The organism is Oceanimonas doudoroffii (assembly GCF_002242685.1).
GTDB lineage: Bacteria > Pseudomonadota > Gammaproteobacteria > Enterobacterales > Aeromonadaceae > Oceanimonas > Oceanimonas doudoroffii.
In genome coordinates, this window is sequence record NZ_NBIM01000004.1 from 51201 (window position 1) to 64710 (window position 13510).

At 61.4% G+C, this 13510-nt stretch carries 12 protein-coding genes; 6 read left to right on the forward strand and 6 right to left on the reverse strand.

Annotated features, from left to right (window positions below):
- The first annotated feature begins 49 nt into the window (after positions 1 to 49).
- Positions 50 to 1225 (forward strand): MFS transporter, encoded by a 1176-nt coding sequence (locus B6S08_RS12455; protein ID WP_169716404.1) that lies wholly within the window; start codon positions 50 to 52, stop codon positions 1223 to 1225.
- Positions 1226 to 1466: 241 nt separating this feature from the next.
- Positions 1467 to 1778 (forward strand): hypothetical protein, encoded by a 312-nt coding sequence (locus B6S08_RS12460; protein ID WP_211284228.1) that lies wholly within the window; start codon positions 1467 to 1469, stop codon positions 1776 to 1778.
- Between the two features lie 65 nt (positions 1779 to 1843).
- Here the strand turns inward: B6S08_RS12460 and B6S08_RS12465 are convergent, their stop codons facing one another.
- The 4 genes from B6S08_RS12465 to metB all read right to left on the reverse strand — a co-directional run bounded on the left by B6S08_RS12465 (position 1844) and on the right by metB (position 8213).
- Positions 1844 to 3328 carry an aldehyde dehydrogenase gene (locus B6S08_RS12465; protein ID WP_094201136.1) on the reverse strand — a complete coding sequence of 495 codons (1485 nt, stop codon included), beginning with the start codon at positions 3326 to 3328 and terminating at the stop codon, positions 1844 to 1846.
- A gap of 140 nt (positions 3329 to 3468) precedes the next feature.
- On the reverse strand, positions 3469 to 4413 hold the full coding sequence (locus B6S08_RS12470; RefSeq protein WP_094201137.1) for a LysR family transcriptional regulator: 945 nt from the start codon (positions 4411 to 4413) through the stop codon (positions 3469 to 3471).
- A gap of 206 nt (positions 4414 to 4619) precedes the next feature.
- Positions 4620 to 7052 carry a bifunctional aspartate kinase/homoserine dehydrogenase II gene (gene metL, locus B6S08_RS12475; protein WP_094201138.1) on the reverse strand — a complete coding sequence of 811 codons (2433 nt, stop codon included), beginning with the start codon at positions 7050 to 7052 and terminating at the stop codon, positions 4620 to 4622.
- The gene (gene metB / locus B6S08_RS12480) at positions 7053 to 8213 is read right to left on the reverse strand and encodes a cystathionine gamma-synthase (RefSeq protein WP_094201139.1); all 1161 of its coding nucleotides are present in this window, start codon (positions 8211 to 8213) and stop codon (positions 7053 to 7055) included.
- Positions 8214 to 8389: 176 nt separating this feature from the next.
- Here metB and metJ point away from each other — a divergent pair, with 176 nt between their 5' ends.
- Positions 8390 to 8716 carry a met regulon transcriptional regulator MetJ gene (gene metJ / locus B6S08_RS12485; RefSeq protein WP_094201140.1) on the forward strand — a complete coding sequence of 109 codons (327 nt, stop codon included), beginning with the start codon at positions 8390 to 8392 and terminating at the stop codon, positions 8714 to 8716.
- A gap of 31 nt (positions 8717 to 8747) precedes the next feature.
- Here the strand turns inward: metJ and cysQ are convergent, their stop codons facing one another.
- The gene (gene cysQ, locus B6S08_RS12490; protein ID WP_211284232.1) at positions 8748 to 9566 is read right to left on the reverse strand and encodes a 3'(2'),5'-bisphosphate nucleotidase CysQ; all 819 of its coding nucleotides are present in this window, start codon (positions 9564 to 9566) and stop codon (positions 8748 to 8750) included.
- Positions 9566 to 10123, reverse strand: a complete 558-nt coding sequence (gene nudE, locus B6S08_RS12495) for an ADP compounds hydrolase NudE (protein WP_094201142.1) — start codon at positions 10121 to 10123, stop codon at positions 9566 to 9568. The genes cysQ and nudE overlap by 1 nt, the downstream gene beginning before the upstream one ends.
- Before the next feature lie 159 nt (positions 10124 to 10282).
- Here nudE and hslR point away from each other — a divergent pair, with 159 nt between their 5' ends.
- The 3 genes from hslR to pckA all read left to right on the forward strand — a co-directional run bounded on the left by hslR (position 10283) and on the right by pckA (position 13466).
- Positions 10283 to 10675: a ribosome-associated heat shock protein Hsp15 gene (hslR, locus tag B6S08_RS12500; RefSeq protein WP_094201143.1), complete on the forward strand. Its 393-nt coding sequence runs from the start codon at positions 10283 to 10285 to the stop codon at positions 10673 to 10675.
- A gap of 18 nt (positions 10676 to 10693) precedes the next feature.
- Positions 10694 to 11554 (forward strand): Hsp33 family molecular chaperone HslO, encoded by an 861-nt coding sequence (gene hslO / locus B6S08_RS12505; RefSeq protein WP_094201144.1) that lies wholly within the window; start codon positions 10694 to 10696, stop codon positions 11552 to 11554.
- A 298-nt stretch (positions 11555 to 11852) separates the two neighbouring features.
- A complete protein-coding gene (pckA, locus tag B6S08_RS12510; RefSeq protein ID WP_094201145.1) occupies positions 11853 to 13466 on the forward strand; it encodes a phosphoenolpyruvate carboxykinase (ATP) in 1614 nt (537 codons plus the stop codon).
- Positions 13467 to 13510 lie beyond the last annotated feature (44 nt).

The window sequence follows — 13510 nt, forward strand, 5'->3', positions numbered from 1 at the left end:
CGTTAATTTGTTACTTAAGGAGAAGTTGAAAATGATAAAAGGAAATTACTTGGATAAATCCATCCTGGCGCCGTTTGCCGCCATATACGGTGTGGGTCTGGCCCCGCTGCTGATATTGCCCTTTATTTTTACCTCGGTAATGAGCGAATTCGGTGTAGGCGAGTCCGCCGCCGGCAGCCTGATCACCTACTACATCGCCACCATGTGTATCGCCTCACTGGCGGTAGCACCCATTATCGGCAGGGCGCCGCGCCGCACCCTGGCGCTGGTGGCCACCCTGATTGCCATTATCGGCAGTGTAGCGGTGATGTTTGTCGACAGCTATGCCCAGGGCGTGGCCGCCTTTGTATTTGCCGGCATCGGCAGCGGCATTGCCCTGTCCTGTGGTAACGCCGTGGTAGCAGGTTATAAAAACCCGGACGACAGCATTCACAAAATCGTACTGATCGGCACCATTCTGATGGTGGTACTGCTTAACCTGGTACCGTCCGCCATCGGTCACTGGTCGCTGGCTGGCGCCATGGGCGTGCTGGCGTTGGTGCATCTGCTACTGCTCCCCTTTATTCTGATGCTGCCCCAGCATCCCGTGCCTGCGGTACAGCAGGAAAGCGCCGGTCAGTCTGCCACCTCTGTACTGCTCAAGCCGGTGTCCCTGGCCATTCTCGCCATGGTCGGTTTCTACTTTATTCGTGACACCATGGTGTGGGTGTTCGCCGAGCACATCGGTACCAGCCGCATTGGCATGACCCCGGACTCGCTGGGTTTTCTGTTCGGCATTCACGGCGCCACTTCCCTGCTGGGTCCGGTGATCCTGCTGTGGGCCGGCACGTTCCTGAGCCGGGGCTGGCTGCTGGCCCTGGGCATCGTCAGCACCGGAGTAATCACTCACCTGGTGACCCAGACCGACAGCTACCCGGTTTACGCCGCCATCGTGGTGCTCTGGTCTACCGCCCACTTCTTTACCTACAGCTGCATGATGGCCCTGGCCAGTGTGGCCGACACCAAGGGGCGCATTGCCGCCGCCGCCGGCTCCGCCGTGATGGCCGGCACCGCCGTGGCCCCGGTATTGGCAGGTTACGCCTTTGATCTGGGTGGCTATGGCACTTTGGGCTATTTCGTCGCCGCCGCCGTATTGCTGACCCTGGTGTCGGGCCTGTACGCCCTGTATGCCACCCACAAAGCCGAGAAAGCCGACTCGCTGCAAGCAGTGCCCCAAGCCGAGTAAAAAGACCCCACAAACACATCCGTTCTTTGTAATATCGCCGGAGTGAAGTCCTCATTCGAGGCTCTTCACTCCGGCTTTTTAACACTGCCCCCACTCACATGTCGAGGACAAGATGAACGCCAGCGAGGTGATCACCAACCTGGGTTTGTAGCACCTTCCCCCTATAACGATATTAACCGCTCCCAGTCCAGCAACGACGTCTACCCCACCGCTTCAGCCTGGCCATAACAGAGGTCATCCAGTGCCTGAAGCTAGCGGTGACAGAGTGCAGCAAAGCCTGGCCGCCGAGGCCGGCCTGCTGCAGCTGAACGCCATGGAACCGCTGATCATCCACAACCTGCTCAACAACTGCCGCATGCTGAGCACGTCGATTCGCATGCTCGACCGGCTGTGCATTCGCGGCATTGCCGCCAATCGTGAGCAGTGCGCTCGTCATATGGAGCAAAGCATTGGCATCGTCACCGCCCTGGTACCCCATATCGGCTATGACAACGCCAGCCGCATTGCCGGCAAGGGCTTGCCCGGTATATTTGTGTCTGTAAAGCAGGCATAAAAAAACCGCCACCGGCATCTGCCGGGGCGGAACAACAAGTAGTACTGCCGTGACGGAAACGAAAATTACTTCAGCTTGAACCAAGAGGTCTTGAGCTGGGTGAACTTGTCGAGGGCATGCAGGGACAGATCCCGGCCAAAGCCCGATTGCTTGTAGCCGCCAAAGGGCGTGCTGAAATCGAGAGCGTCCATGGTGTTGACCGACACCGAGCCGGCCCGCAGCTTGCGCGCCACCCGGTGAGCCCGGTTCAGATCATTGGTCCATACCGAGGCGGCCAGGCCGTAGATGGAGTCGTTGGCGATGCTCACTGCCTGCTCTTCGCTGTCAAAACCGATCAGCGCCACCACGGGGCCAAACACTTCTTCCCGGGCAATGCTCATGTCGGGCGTGACCTCATCAAACACGGTGGGCGCCAGCCGGGTGGTGCCGGTCTCGCCCTCACCCCCGGCCAGCAGGCGGGCGCCTTCGGCCTGTGCCTTGCGAATGCATTCGCGTACCCGCTCGGCGTGGTTAACGTCGATCAGCGCGCCAACCCGCGTATCCGGCTCCAGCGGGTCACCCACCTTGAGGGAGCCGGCAGCGGCAAGAAACTTGTCGACAAATTGCGCCTTGATGCGGTTGTCGATCAGAATGCGAGAGTTGGCCGAGCACACCTCGCCCTGGTTGAAGAAGATACCGTTGATGGCGTTTTCCACCGCGCCGTCGAGATCGCAGTCGGCAAAGATCAGGTTGGGGCTCTTGCCGCCGGTCTCGGGCCAGACCTGCTTCATGTTGGACTCGGCCGCATAACCCATAAACAGCTTGCCCACCCGTGTGGAGCCGGTAAAGGCCAGGCAGTCCACGTCCTGGTGCAGGCCCAACGCTTTGCCCACGACCTGACCGTCACCAGTAACCACGTTAAGTACACCATCGGGCAGGCCGGCCTGTTTGGCCAGCTCGGCCAGGCGCAGGGCGGTCAGCGGTGACTGCTCGGCGGGCTTGAGCACCACCGAATTGCCGCTGATCAGTGCCGGACCCAGTTTCCAGGCGGCGATATCGAGGGGAAAGTTCCAGGGCACCACGGCCGCCACCACCCCCACCGGCTCGCGGGTGATAGTCGCCAGGTTATTGCCATCGGTGGGCGCTACTTCGCCATAGAGCTTGTCGGCCGCTTCGGCATACCACTCAAAGCAGGCCGCCGAGCCGGGAATGTCGATATTGAGCGAGTCCTGAATGGGCTTGCCCACGTTCAGGGTTTCCAGCAGCGCCAGCTCTTCGACATTGTCCATGATCAGTCGGGCCAGGGTTTTGATAACCGCCTTGCGATCCCGGGGCGACGCCTCGGACCAGATGCCGGACTCAAAGCTCTGGCGTGCGGCGGCCACGGCGGCGTCCACTTCGGCCTGGCCGCAGGCGGTGATGGCCGCCAGGGTCTCACCGGTGGCGGGATTGACGATGTCGTAGGTCTGTCCGTCGGCGGCGGCAACGAATGCGCCGTTGATAAAGGCCCGGGTTCTCAGCTCGGTGTTTGCGAGTTTGTCCTGCCAGTATGACTTTTGCTGTGCTGCCATGGTGATTCCACCTCTCCCTGTTTTCAAATTCTCGGTGGGCGCCCTGCGCCCGGAACACTCAGCCTAAAAATATGCTCTAAATATGTAAAATATATTTATCATTTCATTTTCATAAATTTTACCTATTCAATGGCCCGACCCTATTTCAGGCTGCGATAAAAGCGACTGTCGGTAAACACGGTTTCGGACAGCTGTTTGGCTTCCTTGGTGAGCTCGGCGATAAAGGCTTCTGCCGCCGGCGTCAGCCGGAACTGGGCGAGCCGGGCCACCCCCATGCGCAGCGGCCGCAGCTCGCCGGTAACGGGCACATGGGCCAGCCGGCGACCGTCCAGTGCCAGCATGTTGATCAGCGGCACGTTAAACAGTGAATAGCCAAAGCCGTTGGCCACCAGACCGCGCACCATGTCCATGGACTTGGCCTGAAAGGCGAAATTCGGCTCAACCCCCTGACTGAGAAACAGCGAAAAGAAGTATTCCCGGCTCATGGGCCAGTCCAGCACCACCATGGGGTGCTCGGCCAGCTCCTGCAGCGACACCTCGTCCCGGCTGGCCAAGGGATGATCCTGTGACATCACTGCATAGGGCGGAAACTCCATCAGCGGCTCAAACTCGATATGGGCCGGGATCTGCAGATCGTAGGTGAGCGCCAGCTCGTAACGGCCGTCATGCAGCCCCTGGATCACGTCCTGCTGGGATTTCTCGTCACACTGCACGTTGACCGCCGGATACATCTGATTGAAACGGCGGATCAGGCCTGGCACCAGAATGGGAGTAAAGGTAGGAAAGCCCACAATGCGCAGCTGACCGGCTACGTCCTGCCCCAGGGTGGAGGCGTAATGGGCCAGACCGTCGGCCTGGCCCAGCAACTGTTTGGCCTTGACGATAAACTGCCGTCCGGATGGCGTCAGTGACAACCCCTGGGCATGGTGACGCACAAACAGCTGCAGGCCGGTGACCTCCTCCAGGTGCAGAATGGCGGAGGAGATGGACGGTTGGGACACGTGCAGCTCCTGCGCCGCCCGGGTCACGCTGCTCAGCTCGCCGGCCACCACAAAGTAGCGCAATTGCTTGAGGGTAAAACGCATGGTATTCGCTTCCTGTGGGACGACGCACCGCCGTCCGATAATTAAAATATTATTTCCTCAAAGTAGCACTGTGATAAAAAAAACAAATGCAGCTGTATACAGAATGGGAGCTGAATCGTAAAAAATTGTGACAGAGGGGGTAGTAGGTAATGTGTGTTGCAGATTCGAGGGCTTGAAAAAAGGCTCCCGCAGGAGCCTTGATGAGGTTACAGCGCTGCCAACAGCTGCCACAGATCCGCCTGCACGGCGGCGGCGGTCACTTCCCGGCCGGCGCCGGGCCCTTGAATCACCATGGGGTTCTGGCGGTAGTGGCGGGTTTCAATGGCAAAGACATTATCTCCCGGACGCAGAGGCACAAAGGGATGGTTGGCGGGTACCACTTCCAGCCCCACGCTGGCTTCCCTGGTTTCGGCATTGAATCGGGCCACGTGGCGCAGCACGCCGCCCTGGTGTTGCGCCTCGGCCAGCCGCTCGGCCAGAACCACATCGAGCCGGTGCAGGCGGTCCAGGGCCTCACCTTTGCCCAGACCGGCCAGTTCGTCGGGCACCAGGCTGGCGACTTTCACCTGCTCGGGGTCGAGGTCAAAGCCGGCTTCCCGGGCCAGGATCACCAGCTTGCGCTTCACATCCTGACCGTTGAGATCTTCCCGCGGATCGGGCTCGGTTAGACCCTGCTGCCAGGCCTGCAGCACCAGGTCCGAAAACGGCCGGCTGCCGTCGTAATTCTGGAACAGCCAGCTCAGGCTGCCGGAAAACACACCGCTGATGGCACGGATCTGTTCGCCCGACTGGCGCAGTTGGTGCAGGCTGCTCTGCACCGGCAGGCCGGCGCCCACGGTGGCATTGCTGAGAAACTTCACCCTGTGCTCTGCCAGGAGCTGCTTCAGCCCGAGGTAAAACGCCTGCTCGGCGGCCCCGGCCTGCTTGTTGGCGGCAATCAGATGAATATGCTGCTGCACCAGGGCCGGGTAGTACTGCACCAGGCTGTCGGACGCGGTACAGTCCAGCGCCACCATGGTGTCAAAGCCGTGCTCTTCCAGGTTCTCCAGCCAGTCGGGCCAGACCACACCCTGGGGGCTGAAGTCGTTGAGCACTCGATCCACTTCCAGTCCCTGGCTGGCGAGCATGGCCCCTTGCGAATCAAACACGCCATACAGGGTCAGGCGCAGGTTGAGCTCCTGCTCCAGCCGCGCCTTCTGCTCCTTGTACAGCCGCAGCCAGGCCTGGCCGATGTTGCCCCGGCCAAACAGCAGCACGCCCACTCGGCGGGGCCGGCTGAACAGGCTCTGGTGCAGCCGCAGCAGCAAGGGATCCAGGGCGGTCTTGCGCACCACACCCACCAGGCTGAGGCCATTCTTCGCGGGCTGAATAAACTCCAGCGGCTGCTCGTTGAGGGCGTGGTAGAACTGCAGGCACTGCTCGGCCTGGGCAGTAACGTTCTTGCCGATCAGGGCCACCAGGGAAAAACCTTCCCGCTGCTGCAGGTCTTCAAAGCCGCCGGCGGGCTGGTGGTCCCTGAGCTGCAGAAAGGCCTGCTCGGCCTGCTCGCGAGTGTAGGCAAGCTGCCACAGTTTGCGATCGGGGCGGCGTTTGCACGCCAGGGGCGCCAGTCCTCGTTTACCAAGCCATTCGGTCAGGGCGTCCACCCGTTCCTGATAGCGATCGGAAATGGTCATTTCCACCAGTACGGTGTCGTCCACCGCGGTGACGATGCGCGCGCCCTGCTCCCGCCGCGGCCGGCGCTCAATGCGAGTATGGCCGTCGTCCGGATGATAGCTGCAGCGCAGCATCAGCTGCTGGCGGCTGGCCGCTACCGGCCCCAGGGTACGGCTGTGCAGTACCGGCGAGCCCAGCCGGGCCAGCTCGGCGGCCTCGGGCAACGACAGCCGGGTCAGCAGATGCGCCTCGGGTATGCGCCGGGGGTCGGCGCTGAACACGCCGGGCACATCACTCCAGATGGTGGTGTGGCTGCTGTCGGCCAGGGCCGCCAGCAGGGTGGCGCTAAAATCGGAGCCGTTGCGCCCCAGCAACCGAGTATTGCCCTCGTTGTCCGCGGCGATAAAGCCGGTGACCACCAGCATGCGCTGCGGGTGCTCCGCCAGTATGCCGGCCAGCAGCCGGCGGGATTCGTCTTCCTGCACCCGCACCGGCGTGCCGGACACCCGCAGAAAGCGGCGCGCGTCCAGGCTGGCGGCGGGCTGCCCCTGGTTGCACAGCACCCGCGCCAGCAACCGGGACGACCACAGCTCGCCGAACGACTGAATAAAGCTGCGCTGGCCGTCGTCCAGCCGGCTTTGCTCCAGTACCCGCGCAATGGTGACGATATCGTCATCCAGGGCCGCCAGCAGCGGCGCCGCCTCGGCCTCGGGCAGTGAGGTTTCAATCAGGTTGCGCTGAAAGGCATGCAGCCCGGCCAGCGCCTCGGGGGCGGCGGTGTCGCCGCTGGCGAACAGGCTGAGCAGCTCGATCAGCCGGTTGGTGGTCTTGCCCGGGGCCGACACCACGATCAGGGCGTCGGGTTGTTGCAGTTTGTGAATAATGCCGGCTACCCGGTGAAAACAGGCGGCATCGGCCAGGCTGCTGCCGCCAAACTTGTGCACCGGTCGCTGAACGCCGGCCTCGGGCTCGAGAATGGTCATTTACTTGCTGAGTACCTTGAATGCGTTTTCCAAATCGTGGATCAGATCACCACCGTCCTCAATGCCGACGGACACCCGCAGCAGCTGCTGGCTGATGCCGGCCTCGGCCAGAGCCTCCGGGCTCATGGCGGCGTGGGTCATGGTGGCCGGGTGGGCGATCAGGCTTTCCACCCCGCCCAGGGATTCGGCCAGGGAGAACAGCTGCAGCTGCTGCAGGAAGGCCTTGAGCCCGGCCTCGTCGGCATCCAGCTCAAAGCTGAGCATGGCGCCAAAGCCGGCCTGCTGGCGAGCGGCAATGTCGTGGCCCGGATTGCCCGGCAGGCTGGGATGATACACCGCCTTGACCCTGGGCTGGGTTTGCAGAAAGGCCACCAGCGCCTCGGCGTTTTCACAGTGCTGGCGCATGCGCACCCCAAGGGTGCGCAGGCCGCGCAGGGTCAGGTAGTTGTCAAAGGCGGAACCAGTCAGGCCCAGACAGTTGGCCCACCAGCGCAGTTGCTCGGCCAGATCCGGATCCGCCGCCACCACGGCGCCACCCAGGGCGTCGGAATGGCCATTGATGTATTTGGTGGTGGAATGCAGCACCAGGTCGGCGCCCAGTTTCAGCGGCTGCTGCAGCGCCGGCGACAGAAAGGTGTTGTCCACCACGCTGAGCGCGCCCACGGCCCGGGCGGCGGCGCACAGCGCCTGAATGTCCACCACCCGCAGCAGCGGGTTGGACGGCGTTTCAATCCACAGCATGCGCGGCTGGCGCGCCATGACCGCGGCCAGGGCGTCGGCATCGGTCTGATCCACATAGGCCAGTTCAAACAGGCCCTTGGCGGCCAGGGAGTTGAACAGCCGCTGGCTGCCGCCGTAACAATCGTGGGGCACCACCAGCAGGTCACCGGGCTGCAGCTGTGAGGTCACGATCAGATTGATGGCGCCCAGGCCACTGGCGGTGACCGCCGCACCGGCACCGCCTTCCAGGTGGGTCAGGGCGTCAAGCAGGGTCTGGCGGGTGGGGTTGCCGGAGCGGGCGTAATCGAACTGCCGCTTCTGGTTGAAGTCGGCAAAGGAATAGGTGCTGCTCAGGTAGATGGGCGGTACCACGGCCCCATGCTGCGTGTCGCTCTCAAGGCCGGTACGAACGGCGTGGGTCTGAGTCTTGTAAGTCGGCATGTCCTTCTCCTTTGCGCACGGCAGCCTGAAACGAAGATTTTCAAGAAGCGCACAGTAACCCAGGGAACAAAAGCCGTCAAGCCATCTGGACGGCTGAAAGGCTTTGCCGTTGGATTGCCAATACAAAAAGCAGGGGTTACAATTCGCCGGAATTAATTTCCGAACGCAGGTGGACGATGAAAACTGAATGGAACGGCGACTATATCAGTCCTTACGCCGAGCACGGCAAGAAAAGCGAGCAGGTCAAAAAGATCACCGTTTCCATCCCGCTCAAGGTACTCAAGGTACTGACCGACGAGCGCACCCGTCGTCAGGTCAACAACCTGCGCCATGCCACCAACAGCGAGCTGCTGTGCGAGGCGTTTCTGCACGCCTACACCGGCCAGCCCCTGCCCCAGGACGACGACCTGCGCAAGGACGTACCCGACCAGATTCCGGCCCACGCCCGGGAAATCATGACCGCACTGGGCATTGAAATCGAGGATTTCGGCCAGGACGATTAAACAAGGGCGGCCATGGCCGCCCTTGTTGTATTCAGGCTTTCCCCCGCAGAATCCGGTTCCAGGGCAGGCCTTCGTCCCCCAGGGTGATGAAGTTGGGGTTGATCAGGCTGTCGCGCTCGTTATAGCTGAGCCGCGCCAGTCCCAGATCCAGAATGCGTCCCCCCGCCTCTTCCACAATGCACTGGGTGGCGCCGGTGTCCCACTCGCCGGTGGGGCCGATACGTATGTACAGATCCGCCTCACCTTCCGCCACCAGGCACGACTTGAGCGAGCTTGAGCCCAGGGGCAGCAGGCGATAGTCCAGATCGTCGGTAAGCCGGGAGCGCACCCAGTCCACGTTCTGCCGTCGGCTGATGGCAATGCACAGGCTGCCCACCGGCTTGTCGGCGGCATAATGCCGGGCGTGGATTTGGATGACCTCGCCATTGGCCTCCTTGAAGGCCCCCTGGCCATGCACCGCGTAATACATAAGATCGTGTACCGGGCCATAGACCACCCCCAGTACCGGCTTGCCGTGTTCAATCAGTGCGATCATGGTGGAGAAGTCACCGCTGCCGGCAATGAACTCCTGGGTGCCATCCAGCGGATCCACCAGCCAGTAGCGGGGCCAGGTGCAGCGCTCGGACAGCGGAATGTTGCCGCCTTCTTCCGACAATACCGGCACGTCCGCCAGGGCGCGTAGGGCCTGGTCGAGGTAAGCATGGGCGGCCAGATCGGCGCTGGTTACCGGGCTGTCGTCGTCCTTGCTTTCGGCCTGATACTCGCCGCTGTTATACATTGACAGGATCAGCCTGCCGGCCTCACGGGCTGCCGCCTTTACCCCCGGCAACAGGGCACTGGTATCCATGATTATTCCTCTTTATTCAGCCAGTCCTGCAATAAAAACAGGCCGCAGATGCTGCGCGCCTCGGAAAAGTCGGGTCGGGCCATCAGCTCGTCCAGCCGGCTCAGGGGCCAGGGCACCACTTCCAGCGGTTCGGGCTCGTCCCCTTCCCGCTGTTCCGGATACAAATTCCGTGCCAGTAGAATGTCCATGCGGCTGCCAAAGTAACCGGGGGCCAGGCTGACCTGCTTGAGCGGGACAAGCGTACGGGCGCCGTAACCCACCTCTTCCATCAGCTCCCGGTTGCCCGCCTCCAGGGCGGTCTCACCGGGATCGATAAGCCCCTTGGGAAACCCGAGCTCGTAGCTGTGGGTGCCGGCGGAGTATTCCCGAATCAACAAAATGGTGTCGTCGTCCAGCATGGGCACCAGCATGACGGCACCGCGACCGCCGCCACGCATGCGCTCATAGACTCGCTCAACGCCGTTGCTGAAGCGCAGGTGTACCGATTCCACGCGAAACAGGCGGCTTTCCGCCACCAGTTCGGTATGCAGTATCTGGGGTTTTTGCTTGTTGTCGGCCATGGCCCGTCCCGTTTTTTGACTCGCCCTGACATGAGGTTATCGCAACTGGCGGCCAACGTCTGCCGCAGAATGAACACAATGGGAGATTTGCTTGCGCTTGCATGCCAAAGCAGGCCATCTGATATAATCGTGAGCACGGTTTTGACGAGAGCGAGTACCATGAACGGAAAAACGGATTCCGTGCGGCTGGACAAATGGCTGTGGGCCGCCCGCTTTTACAAGACCCGCGGCCTGGCCCGGGAAATGATCGACGGCGGCAAGGTGCACTACAACGGTCAGCGCACCAAGCCCGGCAAACCGGTGGAAATCGGTGCCGTCATTCGCTTGCGTCAGGGGCACGACGAACGGGAAGTAGTGGTGCAGGCCCTGTCCGACAAGCGCGGCAAGGCCGAGCTGGCACAACAGCTCTACCGGGAAACACCAGAAAGCATTGAACAGCGGCAGCGCAACAGCGAGGCGCGCAGGCTCAGCAGCCAGTTTGCCCCCAGCCCCGAGCGCCGGCCCGACAAGAAAGAGAGACGTACCCTGCTCAAAATCAAGCAGGGCAACTGAGCCGAAACAGGATCCATTATGAGCAAACCCGATCAACTTCACCGTTATCTGTTCGACCACTACCAGGTGCGTGGCGAGCTGGTGCAACTGCAGCACAGCTTTCAGCAGATCCTCGAGGCCCAGGCCTATCCGGTGCCGGTGCAGCGCCTGCTGGGCGAGCTGCTCACCGCCACCAGCCTGCTCACCGCCACCCTCAAGTTCGAATGCCATATCACGGTGCAGCTGCAGGGCGACGGCCCGGTCAGCCTGGCGGTGATCAACGGCGATCACAACCAGCATCTGCGGGGAGTCGCGCGCTGGCAGGGCGAGGTGCCCGACAGCTCTCGGCTGGCTGACCTGGTGGGCAAGGGCTATATCGCCATCACCATCACGCCGAATGACGGCGAGCGCTATCAGGGTATAGTGGAACTGAATGAGAACTCACTGGCCGAAAGCCTGGAAAACTATTTCGCCCAGTCGGAGCAGCTGCCCACCCGCATCTGGCTGTTTACCGGCTTGACCGGCCAGCCGGCGGCGGCCGGCATGCTGCTGCAGGCCCTGCCCAGCGACGACGCCGGCCAACGCGACGACTTCGCCCACCTGGAGGCACTCACCGCCACCGTCAAGGCGGAAGAGCTGCTGCAGCTGGACGCCCAGGAAGTCCTGTACCGGCTCTATCACCAGGAAGCGGTACGGGTGTTCGATCCGCAGCCGGTACGCTTTCAGTGCACCTGTTCAAAGGAAAAGTGCGAACAGGCGCTGCTGCAGGTGGGCCAGGAAGAAGCCATGGAAATTATTCAGGAGCAGGGCAATATTGAAATGCACTGCGACTATTGCGGCCGTCATTACCGCTTTGACGGCAGCGACGTGCAGAATCTGTTTGGCCAGACCCTGCACTAAGCCGGTGCATTGATGATCACGGGCGAGGCCGGTTGCCGGCCTCGCCCTATTTTCAACGGCAACGGCCTTTTCCTTCCCCGCCTTGCCCTGCCCCGCGCGCATAAGGCAAAATAAAGACACAGCCAATTAACAATAACACAGCATAAATCACGCCAATTTTACCCACCTCTCCTTAATTCGTTTCGCAAAATTATAAAATTTGAAGCAGATCCCCTAATTAACATTCTGTTGTTGCTAAGCTTGGATTTCAAAAAAACGAATAACCAACAACCCCTCTGTACCTATCCAGGAGTGAACAATGACGCCCAAGGCGCAACAACTCGGCTTGTCCCGCTACGGTATTACCGACGTCACCGACGTGCTTTACAACCCTTCCTACGAGCAGCTGTTTGAAGAAGAAACCCGCGCCGATCTGGAAGGCTTTGAGAAAGGCGTGGTAACCAGCCTGGGCGCCGTCGCCGTGGATACCGGCGTGTTCACCGGCCGCTCACCCAAAGACAAGTACATCGTGCGTGACGACACCACCCGTGACACCGTGTGGTGGGCCGACCAGGGCAAAAACGACAACAAGCCCATGACCCAGGAAACCTGGGAGCAGCTCAAGGGCCTGGTCACTCAGCAGCTGTCCGGCAAGCGTCTGTTCGTGGTCGATACCTTCTGTGGCGCCAACGCCGATACTCGCCTGGCGGTGCGTTTCATTACCGAGGTGGCCTGGCAGGCCCACTTTGTTAAAAACATGTTTATTCGCCCCAGCGAAGAAGATCTGCAAAATTTCGAGCCGGACTTCGTGGTGATGAACGGCGCCAAGTGCACCAACCCCAACTGGCAGGAACAGGGCCTGAACAGCGAAAACTTCGTGGCCTTCAACCTGACCGAGCGGGTGCAGCTGATCGGCGGCACCTGGTACGGCGGCGAAATGAAGAAAGGCATGTTCTCCATGATGAACTACCTGCTGCCGCTGAAGGGCATTGCCTCCATGCATTGCTCCGCCAACGTAGGCAAGGACGGTGACGTGGCCATCTTCTTTGGCCTGTCCGGCACCGGCAAGACCACCCTGTCCACCGATCCCAACCGTGAGTTAATCGGTGACGATGAGCACGGCTGGGACGACGACGGCGTGTTCAACTTTGAGGGCGGCTGCTATGCCAAGACCATCAAGCTGAGCAAGGAAAACGAGCCGGAAATCTACGCCGCCATTCGCCGCGACGCCCTGCTGGAAAACGTGACCGTACGGGAAGACGGCAGCATCGATTTTGACGATGGTTCCAAGACCGAGAACACTCGGGTCTCCTACCCCATTTACCATATCGATAACATCGTCAAGCCGGTGTCCAAGGCCGGTCACGCCAAGAAGGTGATCTTCCTGACCGCCGACGCCTTTGGCGTGCTGCCGCCGGTGGCCCGACTGACCCGGGATCAGGCCCAGTACCACTTCCTGTCTGGCTTCACCGCCAAACTGGCCGGCACCGAGCGCGGCATCACCGAGCCGACCCCGACCTTTTCCAGCTGCTTTGGCGCGGCCTTCCTGAGCCTGCACCCGACCCAGTACGCCGACGTACTGGCCAAACGCATGGACGCCGTGGGCGCCGAAGCCTACCTGGTCAACACCGGCTGGAACGGCACCGGCAAGCGCATCTCCATCAAAGCCACCCGCGCCATCATCAACGCCATTCTCGACGGCTCCATCGAGAACAGCGAGTTTGTTGAACTGCCTTACTTCAACCTGGCCATTCCCACCGCGCTGGCAGGCGTGGAAGACGCGTCCATTCTGGATCCGCGCAACACCTATGCCGACGCCGCCGACTGGGAAACCAAGGCGAAGGATCTGGCCCAGCGTTTCGTGAACAACTTCGAGAAGTTCACCGACACCGCCGAGGGCAAGGCCCTGGTGGCCGCCGGCCCGCAGCTGTAAGCCACGGCGCCTTCACTAAAAACCCCGGCCTCGGCCGGGGTTTT